We start from the raw sequence: 22,236 nt of genomic DNA on the forward strand, positions 1-22,236 counted from the left end.
TATTCCATCGAACAGGTTTAACAGATGATGGAAATTTTTAAGCAGTTTTTTGTCAAGTTTGAGTATCTTTTTTTACCCCAAATGCACAAAGGTACGAAGGTTTATTCTTAGTGTTTTCTGTGTCGAGTGTGTTTTTATTCTTTCTTCTAAATAACCTAAATTAGCTCTTGATCTTTTGATGTTATTTTCGCTAAAATATGACTAGAAAATAGATTAAATATTTTCACAAAAATGTCACGATTCAATCGGAGTAATTGATAATGTCCATTAGAGAAATCCCAGTTCCAGTCACAGGAGAGATCGTTTTACCGAATGGAGAAGTTCTCGATATTAATCAGCTTCCAAATCTTGATAATGGTGAAACTTACGGAAGTATTTTAGAAGTTCGTGGGGTTGAAGATGCTGTAGCGACTGCAACTCCAGACTTTTTAATCAGTGCGGATGATTTCCCAAAATCAATTTATGGTTTGGGCGGAAATGACTTAATTATTGCTGGCATTCAATCGGCTTTTCTCTACGGAAATGAAGGACAAGATCAACTTCGGGGTGGGTTTGGTAATGATGTCCTTTTTGGGGGAAAAGATTCCGATCAATTAGAAGGTGAACAAGGCGATGATGTACTTTATGGCAACCAAGCAAATGATGCTTTAGCCGGAGATGCGGGAAACGATATACTCTTAGGTGGAGAAGGAGATGATGGATTGCGTGGGGGATATCTGGTCGATTTAGATTTTGGTGAAATTGACCAAGATGGAGATGATTTTCTCTCCGGAGGTGGGGGTGGCGATGATATGGCCGGAGGTCAAGGGAATGATTTTCTCTCTGGGGACTCCGGCAATGATGCCTTGGATGGGGAACAGGGAAATGATACTCTCGATGGCGGAGATGGCTTTGATAACCTGACGGGAAGGAGTGGCACTGACCTGATGGTTTTGAGTCCGAATAACGAAGGTTTTGACCGAATTAGCGATGCGCGAAGATGGCTCAGATTTGATCGGTTTGCGGGAGGGTTTGACCTTTGAGGATGTGTTGATTAGTCCAGTCGGTGAACGGGCGGAGCAGTTGGCTGACCAGTGGATTACCGCAAGGGGTTCTGCTGAATTTCTTACCACAGTTTCAGGCCCTCCTGAATTTGAGCCGATTGATTTTGATGTTACCGCTCTGCCAACAGATATCTTGATAGAAAATGCAAATACCGGGGAAGTATTAGCAATTTTGAGCAGTATTTCATTAGATGCTACTACGATTGAGGTCGTTCTCGATATTTCTCAGATTACCCAGGAGGATTTTTTAACTCTCTAACTAAAGACTATAGGGATGTTTGATTGGTAAAAAAGTAATCGAGATTATCCCCCCAGAATTGGGGGTTTGGGGGCAATATGGTAAACAATTAACCCGTATAAGCCCCCAGAATTGGGGGTTTGGGGGCAATATGGTTTATAACCTGTAAAGATTGTGGTTGATATTTTATGTTAATTGATGATTGAACTCGTAGTTCTCAAAAATTTACCCTAGAAAAGATTCTGCGGAGTATTCTGGAGAGGCAAAGAGATCTTCTGGGTATGCTAAACCTTCGACTTCAACAATTGTAAAAGATCTTTCAGGGTGAGAAGCTGAAAAAATTGAGTCTGCTAACTCCGATGAGCCGGGAGGAACGGCAATAATTTCACTGTCTCCGATATAGTTATCCGTAGGTAGGAAGTAGTTAGGTTCCCAGATAGATTTTTCAGGTTCTTCAAGCGAACTCATTAAATATTCTGTGCGAGTCTGAGTCTCGGATAACAGACTTTCTAAGGTTTCAGTATCTACACCTGTCAACGGATCAATACTGGCTTCTGCTGTCATGGGTAAACCATTTTTACGGTCTTCAAGTAGTGCTGTCAGTCGTGCTTCTTCTTGTAGACCTGTTTCGATAGATTCTTGAAGGAATTCACGGTTTCGAGTCTCTTTCCAAGTGATAAATTCTTCAAAGCTACTGACATGAGGAGCGCCGAAACGACTCCAATCTATGTTTATTTGATCCTCAATAGAGGTTTCTACATTTTGAGTCGCAGCAGAAATAGCAGAAGCAGCAAAACTTGAATAATAGTTATAGGTCGTTATAAGACTATCACCAGCTTCAATGTTACCAATCTGATCGACACCAGGAGTATAGTAAAAAGTATCATTTCCAGGACCTCCGTCTAAAAAATCAAAGCCACTATTTCCATCTAATGTATCGTTACCTAAATCTCCATATAGTCGGTCATTATCACTACCTCCTTTAAGATCATCATTCGCTTGACCACCAAAAAGGTCATCTCTCCCTCCTTCCCCGAACAGTTGATCGGCTCCATCATTTCCATAGAGTAAATCTATGCCATCGCCACCCTCTAATCTATCACCTCCACCGAATCCATACAGTTGATCATTTCCACTGAACCCTCTCATCGTATCGTTAGATGGAGAACCTGTGAGGTAATCATTTCCTCCTGTTCCATTATATGTTGGCATATTTCGTTACTCCTTTTCCACAAGATAAAAGCTTAATGACAAGTAACAGTCAACATCCTAGAGCTTCTGATGATTCGCTCTCGCTTTGACCTGTTGCGGTTCAGTGTAACAGCAATTTTTAATAAAAAACACCCAAAAATGATAAAAATAATTGTATTTTTTCGGCGGGTGTAGATTAGTTTAACTTATCAAATAAAGCGAATGTTAACATCAATATTTTTTGATTTTTTTGAACCAAACTTGTTATTTTATAAATCAACAAAACTTAGAATATCTACCTAGAATATCTACCGAAAGATAGAGGTAAATACTCTGAATATTTCACATGAGATTGAAGCTCGTTAAACCTGAAAAACTTGTGAAATGTATAGACCTTTTGTTGAATCTCACTCTTTTTTATTGTCTAACTAACCCCAAAGACCCGAAGATTTATTCTGGGTGTTCTTTGTGTCTTAGTGGTTTTATTCTTTCTATTTTTAAAAATTTAACAATACAGATGAAAGCAACTCAACGAAAGGAAATATTTTGGACTTGAAAACTATCCCTTCTCATTTTAACACTGTTTTGGCTGAGGTGATCAAAGAATTTGAGTGCAGCTAAATTTTAGATTGTATCGAAAAAAAATATCTTCCGCCAGCCCAAATGAAATCTTAAAACGAATGTTAAGAATTTTGCAAATCTCTGACAAATTTTTGAAGATGAAATAAGATCAAGGATAGAGGCAAGTAGAGAAAACAAAAGAAGACTCTACCCCGGAGACAATGCGTTAAACTAGATCGTGAAACCGCTCAGTTGTTTTTTTTCACCCAAGTCGCTCAGTAAACTATCGAAAACCATTAGCTTGTCAACATTTCCAGATTTAGAATCTGGCGTTCATTATCAACTCTTCAACAGAACTTTTATCTGAGGTAAAGATATGGTGAATCAAGTAACCAACATCGAAGAACTCGAAACCCTAATTTCCCGAGTCAAAGCAGCCCAACAAAAGTATGCTTCCTACACCCAAGAACAAGTAGACTACATATTTAAAAAAGCGGCTTTAGCCGCCAACGCAGCCCGAATTCCCCTCGCAAAAATGGCAGTCGAAGAAACGGGAATGGGTATCGTCGAAGACAAAGTGATTAAAAACCATTTTGCCTCAGAAATTATCTACAACAAATACAAAGCCGAAAAAACCTGCGGAATTATTGAAGAAGACAAATCTTTTGGCTTCCAACGCATCGCCGAACCCGTCGGAATTCTCGCCGGAATTGTCCCCACAACTAACCCAACTTCGACAGCAATTTTTAAAGCCTTAATTGCCCTAAAAACTCGTAACGGAATCATCTTTTCCCCTCACCCTCGCGCCCGCAATTGTACGAATGAAGCCGCCCGAATTGTGTTAAAAGCGGCGGTAGAAGCGGGGGCGCCCGATGATATTATTGGTTGGATTGACGAACCCACTGTTCCCCTCTCCCAAGCGTTGATGCAGCATTCTGATATTAAGCTGATTTTAGCCACAGGCGGGCCGGGGATGGTGAAAGCGGCTTATTCTTCGGGTAATCCTTCGTTGGGGGTTGGCGCTGGAAATACTCCGGCTTTAATTGATTCTTCTGCCCATATTAAAATGGCAGTTTCTTCAATTATTTTAAGTAAAACTTTCGACAACGGCATGATTTGCGCCAGCGAACAATCTGTTGTTGTTGTTGATGATGTTTATGATGAAGTCCGAGCCGAATTTGAAGCCCGAGGTGCTTATTTCCTAACCCCCGAAGAACGGGAACGTTTGGGCAAGAAAATCATCGTTAATGGACGCTTAAATGCGGAAATTGTGGGTCAACCCGTTGATAAAATTGCCGGACTCGCTGATATTACCCTCCCCGAAAATACCCGAGTTATTATTGGTGAAGCTGAAGAAATTAGTTCCAACGAACCTTTTGCCTATGAAAAACTCTCGCCTGTATTAGCAATGTATCGGGCGAAAGACTTTGAAGATGCGGTGGAAAAATCAGAAAAATTAGTACAATTTGGCGGACGCGGACATACAGCCGCCCTCTACACCGCGCCTTCAAATACTGACCATATTAAACGCTTTGAAAATGCCGTCGAAACTGCCCGAGTTTTGATTAATACGCCGTCTTCTCAAGGGGCAATTGGTGATATTTATAACTTCCGTTTAGACCCCTCTTTAACCCTCGGTTGCGGAAGTTGGGGCGGAAACTCAGTCAGTGAAAACGTCGAACCTCATCACCTGTTAAACATCAAAACCGTCGCCGAACGTCGGGAAAATATGTTATGGTTCCGTGTTCCTCCTAAAATTTATTTCAAATACGGCGCGTTAACTACAGCTATTCGCGAGTTAGCCGGGAAAAAACGGGCATTTATTGTGACCGACAAACCCCTTTATGAGTTAGGAGTAACGGCGATATTAGAGGAGGTTTTGGAGGAAATCGGACTCAAATATGATGTCTTTTATGATGTTGAACCTGATCCCTCTCTCGATACCGTGGAACGGGGATTAGTGTTGATGAATACTTTTCAACCGGATGTGATTATCGCCATTGGTGGGGGTTCTCCGATGGATGCCGCGAAAATTATGTGGTTGATGTACGAACATCCTGAAATCGAATTTGACGGCTTGGCGATGCGGTTTATGGATATCCGCAAACGGGTTTATGACCTGCCGCCTTTAGGGGAAAAAGCGATCATGGTTGCGATTCCGACAACCTCTGGAACGGGTTCGGAAGTCACTCCTTTTGCCGTTGTAACTGACCGTCGAAATGATATTAAATATCCTTTGGCGGACTATGCTTTGACCCCAAATATGGCGATTATTGACCCAGAATTGGTGTTAAATATGCCGAAGGGATTAACATCATTTGGTGGAGTGGATGCTTTAACTCACGCCCTAGAATCTTATGTCTCGGTATTGGCTTCTGAATATACCAACGGTTTGGCATTAGAAGCGATTCGGTTAATCTTTAAATATTTGCCTAGTTCCTATGAAAATGGGGCAAAAGATCCGAAAGCGCGAGAAAAAATGCACTATGCGTCTACAATGGCGGGGATGGCATTTGCTAACGGTTTCTTAGGCATTTGTCACTCGATGGCGCACCAATTGGGGGCGATGTTTCATGTGCCGCACGGGTTAGCAAATGCGCTGATGATTTGTCATGTGATTCGCTACAATGCGACCGATGCTCCGTTTAAACAAGCGACGTTCTCGCAGTACAAATATCCCAATGCAAAATGGCGTTATTCTCGGATTGCTGACTATTTGAATTTGGGCGGCGAAACGGAAGAAGAAAAGGTTGAGCGCTTGATTTTGGCAATCGAAGATTTGAAGCGTCAAGTCGGAATTCCAAGTGGAATTAAAGACGTGATCAAAGAAAGTGAAGCCGAATTTTTAGCAAAAGTTGATGAATTATCGGATCGTGCTTTTGACGATCAATGTACGGGTGCAAATCCCCGTTATCCTCTGATTAAAGACCTGAAGCAATTGTATCTTGATGCTTATTATGGTCATCCGTTAGTTGAAGTTCAACAAAATGGTAAAACAGGTATTCAACAAGAACCTGAAGTTGTGGCGACAAACTAATAGTTAGATTTCAATTTTGACCTCACCCTCCTAACCTCCCTCTCCTACGAGGAGATAGAGGAACTAAAACGAAGACTAAGCTAGGCTTCAAAGTCTCTCGTCACCCTTCTATAATATTTCCTGACACTCCTTTCCTTCTAGGAGAGGGGTTGGGGGTGAGGTTAAAATCTCAATGTTCGTCGCATAAAATGACTGATCAAATCAACAAGAATTGTCAGAGAAATAAACACAATTAAGGTGGCAAAAACACTGTTATAATCAAAACTACTCAGTTGTTCGGTGAGTAACCGACCCAACCCACCCGCACCCACTAAACCCACAATTACAGTCGCCCGAATACAGACTTCCCAACGATAGAGAATATAGGCAATAAATCGAGGGAGAGTCAAGGGTAAAACACCATATAAAAACACTTGAGGACGGGTGGCGCCCAACCCAGAAAGCGATCGCAAAGGACGCGGATCTAAATTTTCGGTAACTTCCGCCATTAACCGTCCTAAAATCCCCAAATTATGTAATCCTAAAGCAATGGCACCGGGTAAAATTCCGGGAAACAATATAAACAGAAAAATTAACGCCCAAATGGGTTCGGGAACTGCTCTAAAAAAGAGTAAAATAAACCGACTGAAAGTAAAAATTAGAGCGCTAAACTTTAAAAAGTTAGCATTTTGATTTTTAGTAAAATCAAATATTCCACCGGGTAAAAAAAAGTTATTTGCCGCCGGAAATGAGAGTAAAATCCCACCTAAACCTGCTATAATTATCGATAAAATGGATAGGGCGAGGGTTTGTTGGGATAAGATAAAGAGTTGTTGGAGTTGACTAAAATCGGGGGGAAACGCCTGTTTTAAAATTGAAATGAATAATTCCCAAGTTCGGGGCGAGTACAGTTTAGAAAAATCAGCATTAATCTCCCAAAAGGAAAATAGAATTAAAATCAGGGTAAAATAAGTGGATAGAGTAACAAAGGAAGGAAAATTATATTTTTTAATTTCTATATTTTCTGAGGTTTCGCTGTGATTTTGTTCAGTTTTTAACTGCAAAATGTTAATATCTAAACGAGAGGGCGCACCCAAACGATGACGCAGAGTTGAACTCCAAAGATCGGTTAATCCGGTTAAGATTACTAATGCAATTAATAGTGTCCAAACTTGATGGTAACGCAAGGATTGAAGGCTGAGTAAGATTTGATAGCCTAATCCTCCCGCCCCGATAATTCCTAACAAAGTCGCTGAACGGATAGAACATTCAAATCTATAAAAGGTGTATGATAAAAGGTTGAGGAAGGCTTGGGGAAATAGGCTATAAAGAAAGGCGTTCAGTGGAGAAACACCACTGCTTAAAAGGGCGGTTAAAGCTTGGCGTGGGGTTTCATCTAATATATCTGAAAAAACTTTGGCGGTAATGGTACCAAATGGAATCGCGATCGCCAAAATAGCAACCAGGGGATCGAGTCCAAAGATATTCACAAAAAATAAGCCCCAAATGGCTTCGTGAATGGAACGAGGAATAGCTAAAAGCGATCGTATAAATAACCAAGGGGTTCCGAAAAGTTGAGGCGAAAGCGATCGCCACCAAATTTCTGAGGAAAATAAACCGCCAATTAAACCAATTAAAATACTAAAAACGGTTCCACAAACTGCAAAGCTTAAAGTTTTTAAACTGGCTTCTAGAGTAAGTTTAATAAATTCTGGGCTAAGTTCGGGAGATAAAGCAGCACTGAGGAATTGTTGAACTAAGGTTAACCCGCCTAAATTGACTAATTTTTGTTGAAAAACTCCCGCAGTTTGTAATGACCAAATTAAAGATATAATTGTAATAATTAGCCAAAAAGTTTTCCAGTTTAGGAAAGAGGGACATCTGATTTTAGCCGTTGAATTCATTTGATATGGGACGTAAATTTAGATATTTTTATGATAAAATAGAGTGAGTTTAAATGGGATCGGTATATAATTTATCAATTAAAGAGTCCGTTAAGGTGTCCGCCGGAAGATCAAAGAAAATTTTCCCAGATTTTAAACCAATAATCCGCTGATAATGACTGCGAGCAAATTCAATGGCGTGTAGACTGGTAATGAGGGTTTTTTTGTTGTGTTGACTGAGTTGATGCAGTAAATCTATAATTTCAAAGGAGCGTTGGGGATCGAGGCTAGAAATCGGTTCATCGGCTAAAATTGCGGTGGGATTTTGTACTAAAACTCTCGCGATCGCCACCCGTTGCTGTTGACCTCCAGAGAGGTGATCAGTGCGTTCAAAGAGTTTTTCGGGAATTCCGACCTGTTGAAGTGCTTGGGTTGCGGTTTGAATTTCTAAGGGATAAATCAGCGAAAGAGCGGCTTTGAAAAATGACCAACGCCCCAAATGACCTGCATTAATATTATGAATGACTCGCAGATTATCAACGAGATTAAATTGTTGGTAAATGGTGCCGATTTGTTGTTGAATTTGACGGCGTAATTTGGGTCGCAGAGTTCGGAAATTACGACCGAGTATCCAAACTTCACCTTGACTCGGAATAATTGTACCGTTTAGTAAACTCAGCAGGGTACTTTTTCCCGCACCAGAAGATCCAACTAATGCAACTTGTTCCCCTGCTTTAATTTTGAGGTTAATATCGGTTAAAGACTGAATTTTTTCAAAGCGGTGAGAGACATTTTTAAGTTCAAAAATCGGCAAATTTTGCATCAGAAAAATAGGAAACTGAATTTAAAAACTGAAATCAACTTTCACCGTTTTTCCAGTTTCTTGATTATAAAGTGTGAGTTCCATAACCCCATTAAATCGTTCGGCTCTTTCCACAACCCAAGCGGTCTGAACCAGAGCATTAACTTGGTCTGGATTGGGCATAATCACTTCCGTACCTGACTGAGCTTTTAAGATAATCAATGTTCCCAAATTGGTAGACAATTGAAACCCTATTCTTTCAGTGTCAATAGCCGATCGTGAATAGTTACAATTAAAGAGTTGAAAGCTATAATCATCAGTCCCAGATTCATCAATTTGGCAGGATACAGCTGATGATTGTGCAATTACTGGAGTGACTAATTCAGTCCCTATAAAAAAGAACAACGACAGAAATATAAATTTGAGCATGGTATTGATCCAAAGATTTAAAGTAGATTTTTAATCCATTGATCCCTCGCTTTTTATAAATTATTTATAAGCCAAAAGTTTATCCTAAATTCTATTGGATCAAAACGCCGTGCAAATTATTACTTAATTTTACCAATTTCTCGCCCTACTTCTTCAATTTGAGTATAGTTTGAGTTTTGAGTTGTAATAAACTGACCTGCACTGAACAAATCTAGGATTTCCTTTTCCTCTGGCACATTGGGATCGAGACTAATAAAAGCCTCTTGTACCTTTTGAATGAAGTCTGCGCCGTATTGTTCCTTAACTTGGGGATGAATTACCCAATGGTAATCATAATAGGCAGGTGTACGCCAAATCACCTCAACCTGATCTAAGTTTATCGCATTTTCTTCAACTCGTTTTTCCCAGACCTTTTCATTGACTGCACCCACTTGATAAGTTCCAGCTTCGACCAGTTTAATGGTTTTATCGTGATCGCCAGAAAAACCCGGTTCACCTTGAAAATCTTCTAAATTTACTCCCGCTTTTTTGAGGAAATATTGGGGCATTAATCGCCCAGAAGTTGAAGATTCACTCCCGAAAGTAAAAGTTTTTTGCTTGAGTTTTTGCAGTTCAAAACTATCATTTAAAGGAGTCAATTCACTGGATTTATTCGCAATGAATAGACTATGAAACTGTTGATCAATATCTCGTTGGGCGATGGCTTCTGCTCCCGGAACTTGTAGACGGGCTTGAACTCCCGTTAAACCGCCAAACCAAACTAATTCTAAGTCCCCAACTTTAAAAGCAGTTACTGCTGCGACATAATCTGTGACGGGTTTATATTCAACAGGAACGTCTAGTTTTTCTTCTAAATAGGTCGCGAGTTTTTCATACTTTCGCTGTAATTCTTCGGGATCTTGGTCAGGAATTGCACCAATAACTAACGGTTCTTCCGTTTTCTGTGTTGAAGTTTGAGAAGAACAAGTTGCTAAAGGCAGAATTAAGACAACAATTCCTAAAATAAAAAGTTTTTTGAACATCAGTGAATCAGGTAGAGTTATGCAACCCAGGTTGAAATTATTTTATTATACTCAAATTTTCATAAATGATCAACTGAGAGTAGAACTTTCTGGCTTTCTAAAAATCATCAAATGTTGTTGAGGTAAAATATCGCTTGTTTCTTGCCAAACTAAACCCACGGCTTGCATTTCTTTTTTTACTTGCTTTTCACTCATTTTATGTAAGCCTTTGATCATAATCATAGGGTTTTCTTTACGATATTCTACCAAAACAACCCGTCCTCCGGGTTTAAGAGCTTGAACAATTCCCTGCATCATTTCTCGGGGATATTCAAATTCGTGATAAGCATCAACCATTAAAGCCATATCAACCGTAGATTCCGGTAAATTCGGGTTGTCAATTTGCCCTAAAATTGTTTCAATATTGGTAATATTTTCTTGGTCGATCACAAAATTCATTAACTCTAACATTTCCGGTTGAACATCAACAGACAAGACCTTACCTTCGGGAACTAACGGACTAATTCTAAAGGTAAAATAACCCGTACCCGCACCAAGATCGGCTACAATATCAGTGGGTTTAAAATCAAGAGCGGTAATCGCTTTTTCAGGTGCTTCTGAGGTCGTGCGACTCGGACGTTCTAACCAAGCCGCCCCCTCATGTCCCATAACTTGAGCAATTTCTCGACCCATATAAAACTTACCAATTCCATCGGGACTGTGAACAAATCGTTCCTGATAAACGTCATCAGAATGCGTAACAGAGACAGACTCCAACACAGTACAAGCGTTGAGTCCGATGGCGAACAGAACCGAGAGGAAAATGAGCGTGACTCGATGAAAAAGTTGACTGAAAATTTGCATGATAATAAGTAACTCAATTGAGGTAATCTTAACTTATTGTATAAGAGGATAAGGATTAATGCGTCAAGAACATAATAAACTCGTGCGTGATCTCATTCCCGAAATTATTTGCCAAGCAGGTCATCAGTGCGATACCATTATCCTTTCTGAAAGTGAATATCGTCAAGCATTGCGTGATAAACTTCTAGAAGAAGCCCAAGAAGCAGTAACCGCGAATGAAGAAGATTTAATTGAGGAGTTGGCGGATTTATTGGATGTGATTGATGCTTTGATTGAGAGTCATAATATTAATCAAGAATCAATTTTATTAACTCGCGACCAAAAACGTGCGGAAAAGGGCGGATTTACCCAGAAAATAAAATTACTATGGACTGAGGAACAATCGGGTTAATTAAATCAATTTCAGAAGGTTTAGCATCAGTGAATTGGGATAGAGAATTGATTACTCGTCCCATCGGTTTTGATGGTTCAGCAAACCCGATTGATTTTGAAACCGCTTTATAAGGCGGAAAATGGGGATATATCAAAAATCCTTTGAAGTAATTTAATGCGATTAAATTTATCAACCACAGGGTGCAACAGAGTTAGAAGTCAGAACCAGAAATTTGATTTTTTATCAACTAGCATTTGATCCAAAACTAGGATTTATAATTGTCGGTGTTATTCCTAATTTTTTTATTAACAATTAACAGTAACCCATTCATTAAAACAGAATTAAATATTGGGATATGATTCGATTAAAGCTAAACTTAAGTTCGTCAAATTTGATAACCGATTAAATGAAATGAAATTTAAAGATATTGACAAGCATTGGACAAAAGACTGTATTCTCGAACTTGCTAAACGTAATTTAGTGAGTGGTTATCCAGATAGAACCTTTCGCCCTGAAAAAGACATTACTCGCGCTGAATTTGCCGTGTTGATGTGTAATATCTTTCCAGATGCTCAAGTCAGACGTCAACCGATTAAATTTAAAGATGTTGCTGATAACTATTGGGCATATAACGCTATTAAAACCGCTTCAGAAAAAGCATTTTTTGCTGGCTATCCAGACGGAACTTTTCGACCCACACAGAACATTACTCGAGTTCAAGCTATATCTGTTTTAGGTGCTTATCTGCAATATGTTTCTTTCTCCGATGTTGAGAGAATGCTGGATAAAATTTTTATTGATTCGGCCTTAATTCCCAACTACGCGACAGCCTATGTAGCCGAGGCAATTCGAGCCGCAATTATTGTAAATTATCCCGATATTAAAGAATTTAGACCCAATGAAAACGCGACCCGAGGAGAAGTTGCTGCATTACTTTGTCGGGTTTTAAATTTGGGCGGCGTTCCTCTTGAATCTATTGTCGGTTTGGATATCAAACCAATGGAAATTCGCCCCTTACCCGGTCAACTCGATACTCTGGCTACCTTTAATAGTAATAGCCCTGAATTGTTCCTCACAGAAGGTATTTTACTCTCCACATTTCCCCCGAATAACAAACAAGTTCCAGAAGCTCATCTTAACTTTCCCTTTGCCGGGAGATTTGATATTTTTTCTCATCATATTACCCGAGCAGAAACAAAGTCAGAAACCCATCCTTTCTATCAAGGAATTATTCTGTATAATCCAACCGATAATCCCATTCAGATTAAAATCTTAGCGGCAGCGAGTTATCTCAGTACACCCGATGCGCCCTATATTAACTTACCTGAACAGCGAGAAAATCCCCAAGGAACGGTTTATTCTGGGCCAGGAAGTCGCACAATGAATGAGGTTCTACGCGGCGGTCAACAGGATATTTTTCCAGAAGAATTAATCCTTGAACCCGGACAGTATCAAATGCTGATGAATTTACCAATTCCTGTTCCCGGTTTTCCCGCTTCAAATGGTCGTTCAACGATGATGCGTTTATCTACAACAGGTCGGGTTTATGTAGCAGATTTAGTCCAAAAAGCCGCTTTAAATTCCGATAAAACCTATCGTCCTCCAACGTTATCGGAATGGATTGAACTATTAAATAATAAAGGACTTGCTGAACCGCGTGATGCCACTCCGACTCCCCTCGAACCCGAAGTAACTTTACCCATTGTTTTTAGTCGGGTTGCGGGTGTCTCTCAAGGTACGCAATGGCAAGCTGAAATTAGCGATAATTCCGAATCAAATCTTCTCAGTATTCCTCAACCCGGACAAGCTTTTTATTATGTGATCGGAACCCTTCATAAAATTACACTCGGCACCCAACAAATTCAAAGCGCTAAAATGTTAGTTCGGTATCCAGATACAGCTTATTTTGCTCATGCAAATTATGGAATTGAGTACAAAATAGGTTTCACGTTATATAATGAGTTTAGTCAATATCAAACGGTTCAGATTCTCTTTTCCTCTCCTTTAAAAAATGATCAAGCCGATCGCTTTCAAAATCAGCTACTCTTTCTAAAATATCCCTCGGACTCTACTTTTTTTCGGGGGACCGTTAAAGTTAGCTATGATAATCAAGTAGGCGATTCTCAAACTCGCTATATTCATCTGACACAACGACGTGGACAACTCGGTCAACCCCTAGTAACATTCTCCATGTCTGCGAACTCACGTCAACGGGTTGAGATTAATTTTCTCTATCCACCCGACTCAACACCTCCCCAAGTTATTACCATTCAAAATGAGCCGATCTAAACCCCATCTTGCAGTAACATTAGGCGATCCGGCTGGAATAGGCCCAGAAGTTATTTTAAAAGCTTTAGCCGATAAAAGTTTAACTTCTAAATGTGAGATTACCTTAATAGGTCATCGCCAAATTTTACAACAAACCTATAAAAAACTAAAGTCTATATCCTCAGATTTAGCCCATCCCGATGATTTTAATTTATTAGAAATTGAACAAAATGAACACCTCGATAAAATTACACCTGGAAGCGGAAATCTTGCCAGTGGTGCGGCGAGTTTTGCTTATTTAGAAACAGCAATTACCCAAACCTTAGCCGGAAAATTTCACGCCATTGTCACCGCACCCATCGCGAAAACCCACTGGAAAGCCGCAGGACATCACTATCCGGGTCAAACGGAATTACTCGCCGAAAAAGCAGGAATTAAGCGGTTTGGGATGTTATTTGTCGCCAAATCTCCTCAAACCAATTGGACTCTCCGCACCCTTTTAGCCACGACTCACATTCCTTTATCTGAAGTTCCGACAACTTTAACCCCCGAACTTTTGAGCTTAAAATTAGACTTGCTGATTGAATGTTTAGCAGAAGATTTTGGGATAAAAAATCCTAAAATTGCCGTTGCAGGTTTAAACCCTCATAGCGGGGAAAATGGACAGTTAGGGACGGAAGAAAAAGACTGGATTATTGACTGGATTAAACAGCAAACTGTTCGCTATCCCCAACTTCAATTAGACGGCCCAATTCCGCCCGATACGCTGTGGGTAAAACCGGGTCAAGCTTGGTATAATTCGGCGAAAAATGCCCACGATGCCTATCTCGCGCTTTACCACGATCAAGGTTTAATTCCGGTTAAATTAATGGCATTTGATCGGGCGGTTAATACAACCATTGGTTTACCTTTTATTCGCACGTCTCCCGATCATGGTACGGCTTTTGATATCGTTGGAAAAGGAATAGCAGATGCTTCGAGTATGAAAGCGGCGTTGCAATTTGCGACCGAATTAGCAAATCAAAGATTAAAGAACATTAGCAGTTAGTTTCACAATTTACCCTTGATAATTACCCAGGATTTATGATGAATACGACCCAACTTAATCACAGCGAAAGTTTACCCCTTGTTGTACAATTACACCCGGTAATTGAGATGACAGATGAACAATTTTTTGAATTTTGTCAAATTAATCGAGAGTTACGCATTGAACGAACCGCTCACGGAGAATTGGTGATTATGTCACCCACAGGGTCAGAAACGGGAGAACGCAACTTTAGCTTAATTGTACAGTTAGGAATTTGGGTTGAACGGGATGGAACGGGAGTCGGGTTTGATTCTAGTTCCGGTTTTACCCTTCCAAATGGTGCAGTGCGATCGCCCGATGCGGCTTGGATTAAAAAATCTCGTTGGGAAGGGATTTCTTCAGAACAACGTCAAAAATTTGCTCCCATTTGTCCGGATTTTGTGGTTGAATTGCGTTCGGTTTCTGATCGTTTAAAAATCTTACAAGAAAAGATGCAAGAGTACATCAAAAATGGTGCTTTATTAGGATGGTTAATTGATCCGATTCAAAAACAAGTTTATATTTACCGTCCCGAAGTGGAAATGGAATGTTTGGAAAATCCCGCAACTCTTAGCGGCGATCCGGTGTTGTCGGGATTTATTTTAGATTTAAACAAAATTTGTTCAGGAATTAGTGAGACTGAAACCTAAACCCAAAAGAGGATCTTAGTCCGACCCAAGTCACAAGTACAATCGCTAGATTTAAGGCTACATTTTCCCAATTCCAAACTCCATTAATGCTACTGGCTAACACCCCTTCGATCAGAAAAGCTGGAAGTACGACACCGCCTAAAATTAACAGGATATAAAACCAAAAATTCCCTCGATAAATTGTAGAAATCAAGGTTAAAATCAGTCCGAGAGGGATGAAAATTAGTCCATGATATAAAAATAAATATAACTGATTATTTTGTGGGTTTAGAGGCATTTTCTCTCCTAGAATAGATGAAAAAATAGACCAAAATAATGCGGCTTCAGGGGTAAACTTGATTGTGTAAAAGTTATCGATACTATCTAGATATAGATTAAATTCAGAGCCTGTGTAGCTGATAATAATATGATGAGTTTTCGGTTTTAAAAATACATCAAAAATCTCAATTTCTGGTTTTGATCCATTCTCTCCAGTTATCGGGTTTCGCAAACGTACTCGTAATTCTGAACCAGACTGAGCGATCATAAAATTTCGATGGACTGCATCTTTGGAAATTGTTAAAATCCGAGCGCGGTCATTTTGGGTTAAGTTGGAAGTTGTAATTTGGGTACTCAGGGTAAATTCAGAGGTTTGTCGAATTTTTTCTGTTAATGGCTTGACGGGTTCTGTTGTTTTTAAAGCGTGATTTTTTTTCAGAAAAATACCTTGTTCATTAATCTCTGTTGAAGGAGTTTCTATCCACTCTAAATTGGGTAAATTTCCAGTTTGATCGGAGTAGTTATTCTTTAATTCTGAAAAATCATAATCAGCAATTAACGAGTCGGCGATCGCGTTACAGGAATTTTCTTCAGATAAAAGTTGAGAAACTTGATCTTTAGATATAGCTTGATTAGAAATACAAAGTTGAGTAATTTGACCTTCCCAACTGCGATCACCTGTTAATTCATCACCGATAATCAAAGGAAAACTATTATCCCAATTATTCAGTTGAGTAGCGGTTTGTAAGTTCCATAATAACCCACTCACTAGAATTACATAGCCAATTAATAATAACGTTAAACTCGGGAGGGAAAGCAATGGTCGAAAGAAGCGATATAGAGAACCCAGAAAAGTGATCGGTATTTCTTCAAGCTGATCTCTAATCGCATAAAAACTTAAACTTCCTAAAAAACCACTGATACTATTAGAAAAAAGATCGACTGAAGTGGGCGCACGAGAAGGTAAAAAAACTTGAGAAAACTCAACGGATGATGATAAAATTAGACTACACAGAAAAACAATAACCATACTCTCAGAGCGATTCAACTTTTTTCCATCGATTAAAGCCGCCAAACTAAAGCCAAAAGGAACAAAAAGTAATAGATTTGCAAATAAATCCGTCCAACTACTATGCTTAGTAAAGCGATCAATAATAAAATCTAAAGATAGGTTATCCGGAAAAACAAAGTTAAACGGTAAAAGTGTTGTGAATAAAATCAGCAATATACTCACCAGAAAAATTGCACCTGCGGCGGTTTCCAGTAAAGTTAACAAATTATTCTCTGAATCGTTATTTTTCATTTATTTTTTAGAAGTGATGAACGACTATTAATACTTAAGTAATCCTGTTTTACCTAGCCACAAAAAGATTATCATTTAGGCATAGCGATCACATTTTTCGCCTGCCATTTGCCGCCAGCGTAACAATCTTTCAAGGGTTGAATCTGATCGCCCAAGTTTTGTAAAAAAGCCCACATGGGCATCGATATCCAAGAAAATGTCACCCAGTTTCAAACAGTCTACTAACGCTTGCTGGACAAACAATTCATTCACGCCCAGGCTAGAATCAGGATTTGATGTACCCGAATTAAATCTAAGTCCTGCACCCACGTCTTGCTCAATTATAACGTCACGATTTCGTATTTCCAAATGGGCTAAACGGCGAAGTCTGCAAAATGACTGAGGTTGACTCCATTGTGGGAGCAAATGTGTAGGAATAATCCGGAAACTATACCCCAAAAAATCACGGAGAAGATGACGAAAATTGACAGTATTCATGGTTTAAACTCGGGCAACAAAGTTATTAAATGTTGTACCCATATCATCGCCTCCCCATTCCCAATTTGCCACAATGCCAACCCGACGAATTAGTAACGGTTGTTTTAACTTCGGATAAATATCAGTTAAAGCCCGATAGAGAACAGGTTCATGATCAATAAAAGCTGTATAATTCATCCCATCAAATACAACTCGCAACGTATGAGTTACGCCCCAATTAACCCGACTCCCCACATTTGTCCAAACTGCATCATAAACATCCTCAAATCCATTAATACAAAAAAACGACGAAATCGAAGATCCGGCATAACTCGCACTTAACCCATTCGCCACAATCATATAGTTATTTTGATCTTGCCAAAAAATAAATCCGCCTCGTCCTTCCGTTTTCTTATTTTTATACAGTTTAGGAGGAGTAATATCCGCCTGTATATCTGCAAACAACGCATCATCCCAGTCAATTGTATAAGCGGTTCTACCCGGATTCGGATTTTGCCAACTCGCTTGTACTTTTGCCCGACCTTTTCCGGTCAGTTTGATCACTCCTTTGCCAAATTCTTTTTGCCAAACTTTATTCCCTGTCGTTGTTTTTTTTGTGGTCAATTCTTGGGCTAAACCTTCAAATTCTTCTTCAACAATTACCTCTTTTCCCTTCTCCATCCAAGGCGAATCTAAGTCAATTTCTATTGGAATAGGAATACTACGCGGATGAACTTCAAAGTCACGAAAATAAAGCTGATCATTCGGCTTTTCTGCTCCTAAACCTACACCTGTTGCCTCTTGAAATCGGGAGTCTTTAAAGAAAGTGTCAAAGATCAAGTGACCATTGAGATAAAGATTAAAAGTATTACCGTCATCCAAAATTTGGACTGAATAAATTTGATTAGGGTTTAAATATAAAGCATTACTAACTGCAATACTATTCCAACTGCCTTCTTGCTTAATTTGGAGTTGACATTGAGTTTCACTTAGCCACAAACCCCAGAGATTTTCTTGATCTTGTATACGCCACAAAATGGCAACGGGTGTTATAATTTCTGAAGTTTCAATTAAAGTATGAATTAGTCCACTGGTTTTACGAGGATTTAAAACAGCAAAACTCTCTGCTTGAATGGCGATCACGCCTTGAGAAGATAACTGAAAATCCCCTTGAAAAACCTGCCATTTGCCGCCAACTTCTGCGAACTTCCGATTGAGTGAACCTTTACCCCCTAAGCGATCGGCCCCATGAGCAGTACCGTACCAGGTTGCAAAGGTTGGAATTTCCGCAATTTGCGTCCCATAAACTCGGGTATCGATACTAAAGCCAATTTGCCCTAAAACGCTTTGATAGATAGCCGCATAGACGGTTTCATCGGTGTTAAAGGGATCGATCGCTAAAGGACGCAAATCGGGATAAGCCGTCAGCCCTAAAGCATTGGGGACAGAGGCAGCGTAGTAAGCGGCTCCTTTTTCTCGTAAAATAACCACATAGTAAACTTGCAGGTTTTGCAAGCCTTTAAAAGCAGACTGAAGATTTTCACCCACCCGAGTCCAAAGTTCACCATTTTCAGGGCCAGTCGCATCAACGATAAAGGCATTTCCCTCACGCACCGGATCACCCGGAACCGCACTGGAAAACCACCCCAGCGCCAAATTTTCATCTAGACGCGGTTGTTGAAACTGTTGAGGGGTGTTATTCGCCCAATATTGCCATCGCCGCCACATTCGTTGTTTGTAGGGGCTTGCAGCCAAACCTAACAACTGTTGGATGGGGGCGCGTGAACCACTCCCGGCGACCCAACGCAATGATCGTTGCAGGAGAGACGGGTGAATATAGCCTGTTTGCAAGGTGTTTTGACCGTTCAGCATAAACACCGCTAGGGTCAAACCATTGCAGCGACGGTAAGGGCCATAAGCAATTCCTTGACGTCCCCAACCGGGTTGAACTAAAAAAGGCAGACGCAAAGCCTCGTTATCAATTGCGATCGCGCTTTCTGCATCGCTTCCCTGACGCTTTACCCCACTCGGAGATAGAGTTCCAATGGTTTGACCTGCCAAACGTTGATCACAATAGGAGTCTGTTATTGCCTCTTTAACGGTGATTAATGGGTCTACTTTTTTCATTTTTGAACTCAATTTTTGATACTCCAAAATTGATTAATTTAATTTTTGTGAGGTCATTTTAGACGGGTGAAAAAGTTCGTGGTCTTGAAAAAAATAATGTTAGATGAACTCAAGCGAAGTGCCACTCGGTAAGTCCAAATTCCGAGCGAGTCACAGCCTTTTATGGGAACTGCTAATGTTGACGGCTGATTAATAAAAGCAATTTTCACAATTTTTACTCCTGGTTTTTCCAATAGATCGGAGTGAAATTTACTCTGATTAGCCTTTGAGCTTTAAACTTTTTTAGTCTTTTTTAGAATAATTAAACTCTTTGAATTCTAAAACCAGATCATTGAATCCACGCCCAATACACTTTTAAACTTAAAATTTGTAACTTTAAAAACATTCTAAAAAGTTTTTGGTATTAATATTAACCGTAATACAACCCTTCTTAAAAAACAATCATTCAATCACACTTTGATAAAATCTTTACAATTTGCGGCTTCTTCGCCTATTCATCTTTACAAACCAAGGTGTTATGTAAAGTTGCAGCTTATATTTGTCTAGACATCTTCACTTTTCTGTTTAAACAGGAGGAAGTTCGGTTTGAGTCACCTGTTCTTGGGAGGCAAAATAATAGGGCCAAAGGCGATCACAAAAGAATAAAGTTCCCGAACCGACACAAATCGGAATTGCCAGTAAATTCAAAAATGGAATGGTAATTAACCCAAAGCAAACCAAAGCAAAACTCCCACTCGCAGGTAAAGCTAACCGAATCATTTTCAACTTTTCTCGAAACTTTAACCGTCGCCGTTCTAAAGGGGCATCTAAAAAGTCCAGACAAACCACAGTTGTCGCTAGTGAAACCCCTCCAATTGTAAATAAAATTGAGCCATAAACAGGCAAAAAATTAAGCAGCAACAACGGTAATCCAAATACCAACTGTAAAACTAATTTTTTTAATTCAAACAAAATCGCCCGTCCGATATCTTGAAAAATACTGGTGAAACTATTGGGGGGAAGAACTGCGGGTTTACCTGTTCTTAATTCTTCCAATTTTTCTGACAATTGACCATACCAAGGCGCACCCAAAATCCCACCAAATTGCAGTAATAGAAACCCAATTACAAACAATAAAGCCGTCACTAAAACAACTCGAAGTAACCAACCCAAAATCACCGCAGATACATCTAAATACCGCAGCCATGTCGGTAAATTTGTCACCCAAGTATCAATCTGGTTGTCTAAATTAGAAACGAGAACCTCAATCCCATTCAAGCCCGGAAATAGTAACCCCACATACAGGAGAATTCCGACAATAATATTAATCACTACGGGAACAATCACATACCCCCAGAGTTTAGGCGTTCGGATAAACAAACCCAAAGCTCTAAAGGGGTAAGTGAAACCAGAAATTAATCCTACTGGTGCATGAAGAAGCGAGGGGGGTTGTTTTGATTTTTGCGAGTTCATGGTCAATTAAAAACTAAAATTAAACTCGGACAACCCAACCGTGAGAATCTTCACATTTAGCAGTTTTAATATCTTCCAATTTTTGACCCACAGCATGACTATACTTAAATTCAGCAACTGTTGGTAAAGTTAAATCTCGTCCTTGATAATTAATGGTTGAAATTGGAGCAATGGTTGCTGCCGTACCCATCCCAAAAGCTTCCATCAAAATACCACGATCATAAGCCTCAGCAATTTCATCAATAGAAACCAATCTTTCTTCAACTGTAACCCCCATATCTCTAAACAACGTTAACACACTATTACGGGTAATTCCATTTAAAATCGTTCCGGTTAATTTAGGAGTCACCACAACATTATCAATCACAAATGCCAAATTCATCGTACCGCATTCTTCAATATATTTATGATGAATGGCATCTAACCAAATCACATTATCATATCCTTTAGCTTTCGCTTCTTGATCTGCTAATAAACTCGCTGCATAATTTCCCGCGACTTTCGCCGCACCTGTTCCCCCTTCACAAGCGCGAACATATTGATCTGAGACGATTAATTTAACAGGTTGAGAATAGTAAGCACCAACTGGACAAGTAATAATAAAAAATTTGTAACTGTCAGATGGCTTTAAACCAATCAATTCATCCGCAGCAAAATAAATTGGTCGGATATATAAACTTCCTTCTCCCGAGGGAATCCAATTAGCATCGAGGCGAATTAATTCCATTAACCCCGACATAAAAACCTCTTTGGAAATCGGAGGCATACATAATCGTTGAGCCGATAAATTAATCCGTTCAAAATTTGCGTCCTGTCGAAATAATAACGGTTCTCCCGCCTGACTTCTATAGGCTTTCATCCCCTCAAAAACCGCTTGACCATAGTGCAGTGCAGACAGAGAAGGTGCCATCTCAATACGTCCATAGGGAACGATTTTAGCCTCTTGCCAACTCCCATTTTCATAAGATGCAACAAACATATGATCACTGAAAACCTTTCCAAAGGCAACTTGATCTCCGTTGAGTTCGTTGAGGCGAGAATGAGTTACTTTTTCAACCGAAAGGTGAGGAGTGAGTGTTGACATAAAAGGATTTGTCCTGAGATCAGTTTAATTTTATCTAGGATAACCTTTCTGAATCGATAGTGAAAGTCTTGAGCGCAAACCGTAACCCGTGAACTGAAGTCGTGAGGTCAAAAGCCAAAATCTCCCAATCTCCCGACCTCCCCACCTTTCGATCAATTATATTAGTATTAT

18 protein-coding genes are annotated in these 22,236 nt (G+C 39.7%); 7 read left to right on the top strand and 11 right to left on the bottom strand.

Annotated features, from left to right (window positions below; all coding sequences use genetic code 11):
• The first annotated feature begins 260 nt into the window (after positions 1–260).
• Both M595_RS20570 and M595_RS20575 read left to right on the top strand, forming a co-directional pair.
• Entirely contained in the window at positions 261–1,022 is a 762-nt protein-coding gene (locus tag M595_RS20570) for a calcium-binding protein (protein ID WP_023068388.1), read from the top strand.
• Positions 970–1,302 (top strand): hypothetical protein, encoded by a 333-nt coding sequence (locus tag M595_RS20575; RefSeq protein WP_152983603.1) that lies wholly within the window; start codon positions 970–972, stop codon positions 1,300–1,302. Before M595_RS20570 ends, M595_RS20575 begins: the two co-directional genes overlap by 53 nt.
• Positions 1,303–1,506: 204 nt before the next feature.
• Here M595_RS20575 and M595_RS20580 read toward each other — a convergent pair whose 3' ends face one another.
• Positions 1,507–2,493, bottom strand: coding sequence for a calcium-binding protein (locus tag M595_RS20580; RefSeq protein ID WP_023068359.1), 987 nt, complete (start codon positions 2,491–2,493; stop codon positions 1,507–1,509).
• A 916-nt stretch (positions 2,494–3,409) separates the two neighbouring features.
• Here M595_RS20580 and adhE point away from each other — a divergent pair.
• Complete coding sequence (gene adhE / locus M595_RS20590) at positions 3,410–6,070, top strand: bifunctional acetaldehyde-CoA/alcohol dehydrogenase (RefSeq protein WP_023068380.1); 2,661 nt, start codon at positions 3,410–3,412, stop codon at positions 6,068–6,070.
• Between the two features lie 161 nt (positions 6,071–6,231).
• Here the strand turns inward: adhE and M595_RS20595 are convergent, their stop codons facing one another.
• From M595_RS20595 to M595_RS20615, 5 genes are all read right to left on the bottom strand, one after another.
• Entirely contained in the window at positions 6,232–7,953 is a 1,722-nt protein-coding gene (locus tag M595_RS20595; RefSeq protein ID WP_023068373.1) for a PhnE/PtxC family ABC transporter permease, read from the bottom strand.
• Positions 7,954–8,002: 49 nt separating this feature from the next.
• On the bottom strand, positions 8,003–8,755 hold the full coding sequence (locus tag M595_RS20600) for a phosphonate ABC transporter ATP-binding protein (RefSeq protein ID WP_023068386.1): 753 nt from the start codon (positions 8,753–8,755) through the stop codon (positions 8,003–8,005).
• Between the two features lie 21 nt (positions 8,756–8,776).
• Complete coding sequence (locus tag M595_RS31895) at positions 8,777–9,163, bottom strand: hypothetical protein (protein WP_040484425.1); 387 nt, start codon at positions 9,161–9,163, stop codon at positions 8,777–8,779.
• Positions 9,164–9,282: 119 nt separating this feature from the next.
• The gene (locus tag M595_RS20610; protein ID WP_023068387.1) at positions 9,283–10,185 is read right to left on the bottom strand and encodes a putative selenate ABC transporter substrate-binding protein; all 903 of its coding nucleotides are present in this window, start codon (positions 10,183–10,185) and stop codon (positions 9,283–9,285) included.
• 69 nt (positions 10,186–10,254) lie between these two features.
• Positions 10,255–11,028, bottom strand: coding sequence for a class I SAM-dependent methyltransferase (locus M595_RS20615; RefSeq protein ID WP_023068363.1), 774 nt, complete (start codon positions 11,026–11,028; stop codon positions 10,255–10,257).
• 58 nt (positions 11,029–11,086) lie between these two features.
• On the opposite strand from M595_RS20615, the gene M595_RS20620 reads away from it, so the two are divergent.
• The 4 genes from M595_RS20620 to M595_RS20635 all read left to right on the top strand — a co-directional run bounded on the left by M595_RS20620 (position 11,087) and on the right by M595_RS20635 (position 15,385).
• Positions 11,087–11,419: a nucleoside triphosphate pyrophosphohydrolase gene (locus tag M595_RS20620; protein ID WP_023068362.1), complete on the top strand. Its 333-nt coding sequence runs from the start codon at positions 11,087–11,089 to the stop codon at positions 11,417–11,419.
• Positions 11,420–11,812: 393 nt separating this feature from the next.
• Positions 11,813–13,690: a DUF3370 family protein gene (locus M595_RS20625; RefSeq protein ID WP_023068378.1), complete on the top strand. Its 1,878-nt coding sequence runs from the start codon at positions 11,813–11,815 to the stop codon at positions 13,688–13,690.
• Positions 13,677–14,717: a 4-hydroxythreonine-4-phosphate dehydrogenase PdxA gene (pdxA, locus tag M595_RS20630; RefSeq protein ID WP_023068357.1), complete on the top strand. Its 1,041-nt coding sequence runs from the start codon at positions 13,677–13,679 to the stop codon at positions 14,715–14,717. The genes M595_RS20625 and pdxA overlap by 14 nt, the downstream gene beginning before the upstream one ends.
• A 38-nt stretch (positions 14,718–14,755) precedes the next feature.
• Positions 14,756–15,385, top strand: coding sequence for a Uma2 family endonuclease (locus tag M595_RS20635; RefSeq protein ID WP_023068358.1), 630 nt, complete (start codon positions 14,756–14,758; stop codon positions 15,383–15,385).
• On the opposite strand, the gene M595_RS20640 is transcribed toward M595_RS20635, so the two are convergent.
• The 5 genes from M595_RS20640 to M595_RS20660 form a co-directional block, all read right to left on the bottom strand.
• A complete protein-coding gene (locus M595_RS20640) occupies positions 15,366–16,946 on the bottom strand; it encodes a VanZ family protein (RefSeq protein WP_052001824.1) in 1,581 nt (526 codons plus the stop codon). The genes M595_RS20635 and M595_RS20640 overlap by 20 nt on opposite strands.
• A gap of 75 nt (positions 16,947–17,021) precedes the next feature.
• A complete protein-coding gene (locus M595_RS20645) occupies positions 17,022–17,423 on the bottom strand; it encodes a hypothetical protein (protein ID WP_203419114.1) in 402 nt (133 codons plus the stop codon).
• Between the two features lie 3 nt (positions 17,424–17,426).
• Positions 17,427–19,529, bottom strand: a complete 2,103-nt coding sequence (locus M595_RS20650; protein WP_023068383.1) for a hypothetical protein — start codon at positions 19,527–19,529, stop codon at positions 17,427–17,429.
• A gap of 564 nt (positions 19,530–20,093) precedes the next feature.
• Positions 20,094–20,981 (bottom strand): EI24 domain-containing protein, encoded by an 888-nt coding sequence (locus M595_RS20655; protein WP_023068372.1) that lies wholly within the window; start codon positions 20,979–20,981, stop codon positions 20,094–20,096.
• Between the two features lie 19 nt (positions 20,982–21,000).
• Positions 21,001–22,065 carry a branched-chain amino acid aminotransferase gene (locus M595_RS20660; protein ID WP_023068364.1) on the bottom strand — a complete coding sequence of 355 codons (1,065 nt, stop codon included), beginning with the start codon at positions 22,063–22,065 and terminating at the stop codon, positions 21,001–21,003.
• Between the last annotated feature and the right edge of the window lie 171 nt (positions 22,066–22,236).

It is taken from the genome of Lyngbya aestuarii BL J, from assembly GCF_000478195.2.
GTDB lineage: Bacteria > Cyanobacteriota > Cyanobacteriia > Cyanobacteriales > Microcoleaceae > Capilliphycus > Capilliphycus aestuarii.

Bases quoted from the DNA above. Each gene is read 5' to 3' on its own strand.
- M595_RS20570 (WP_023068388.1), top strand. From the start codon at position 261: ATGTCCATTAGAGAAATCCCAGTTCCAGTCACAGGAGAGATCGTTTTA.
- M595_RS20575 (WP_152983603.1), top strand. From the start codon at position 970: ATGCGCGAAGATGGCTCAGATTTGATCGGTTTGCGGGAGGGTTTGACC.
- M595_RS20580 (WP_023068359.1), bottom strand. From the start codon at position 2,493: ATGCCAACATATAATGGAACAGGAGGAAATGATTACCTCACAGGTTCT.
- adhE (WP_023068380.1), top strand. From the start codon at position 3,410: ATGGTGAATCAAGTAACCAACATCGAAGAACTCGAAACCCTAATTTCC.
- M595_RS20595 (WP_023068373.1), bottom strand. From the start codon at position 7,953: ATGAATTCAACGGCTAAAATCAGATGTCCCTCTTTCCTAAACTGGAAA.
- M595_RS20600 (WP_023068386.1), bottom strand. From the start codon at position 8,755: ATGCAAAATTTGCCGATTTTTGAACTTAAAAATGTCTCTCACCGCTTT.
- M595_RS31895 (WP_040484425.1), bottom strand. From the start codon at position 9,163: ATGCTCAAATTTATATTTCTGTCGTTGTTCTTTTTTATAGGGACTGAA.
- M595_RS20610 (WP_023068387.1), bottom strand. From the start codon at position 10,185: ATGTTCAAAAAACTTTTTATTTTAGGAATTGTTGTCTTAATTCTGCCT.
- M595_RS20615 (WP_023068363.1), bottom strand. From the start codon at position 11,028: ATGCAAATTTTCAGTCAACTTTTTCATCGAGTCACGCTCATTTTCCTC.
- M595_RS20620 (WP_023068362.1), top strand. From the start codon at position 11,087: ATGCGTCAAGAACATAATAAACTCGTGCGTGATCTCATTCCCGAAATT.
- M595_RS20625 (WP_023068378.1), top strand. From the start codon at position 11,813: ATGAAATTTAAAGATATTGACAAGCATTGGACAAAAGACTGTATTCTC.
- pdxA (WP_023068357.1), top strand. From the start codon at position 13,677: ATGAGCCGATCTAAACCCCATCTTGCAGTAACATTAGGCGATCCGGCT.
- M595_RS20635 (WP_023068358.1), top strand. From the start codon at position 14,756: ATGAATACGACCCAACTTAATCACAGCGAAAGTTTACCCCTTGTTGTA.
- M595_RS20640 (WP_052001824.1), bottom strand. From the start codon at position 16,946: ATGAAAAATAACGATTCAGAGAATAATTTGTTAACTTTACTGGAAACC.
- M595_RS20645 (WP_203419114.1), bottom strand. From the start codon at position 17,423: ATGAATACTGTCAATTTTCGTCATCTTCTCCGTGATTTTTTGGGGTAT.
- M595_RS20650 (WP_023068383.1), bottom strand. From the start codon at position 19,529: ATGAAAAAAGTAGACCCATTAATCACCGTTAAAGAGGCAATAACAGAC.
- M595_RS20655 (WP_023068372.1), bottom strand. From the start codon at position 20,981: ATGAACTCGCAAAAATCAAAACAACCCCCCTCGCTTCTTCATGCACCA.
- M595_RS20660 (WP_023068364.1), bottom strand. From the start codon at position 22,065: ATGTCAACACTCACTCCTCACCTTTCGGTTGAAAAAGTAACTCATTCT.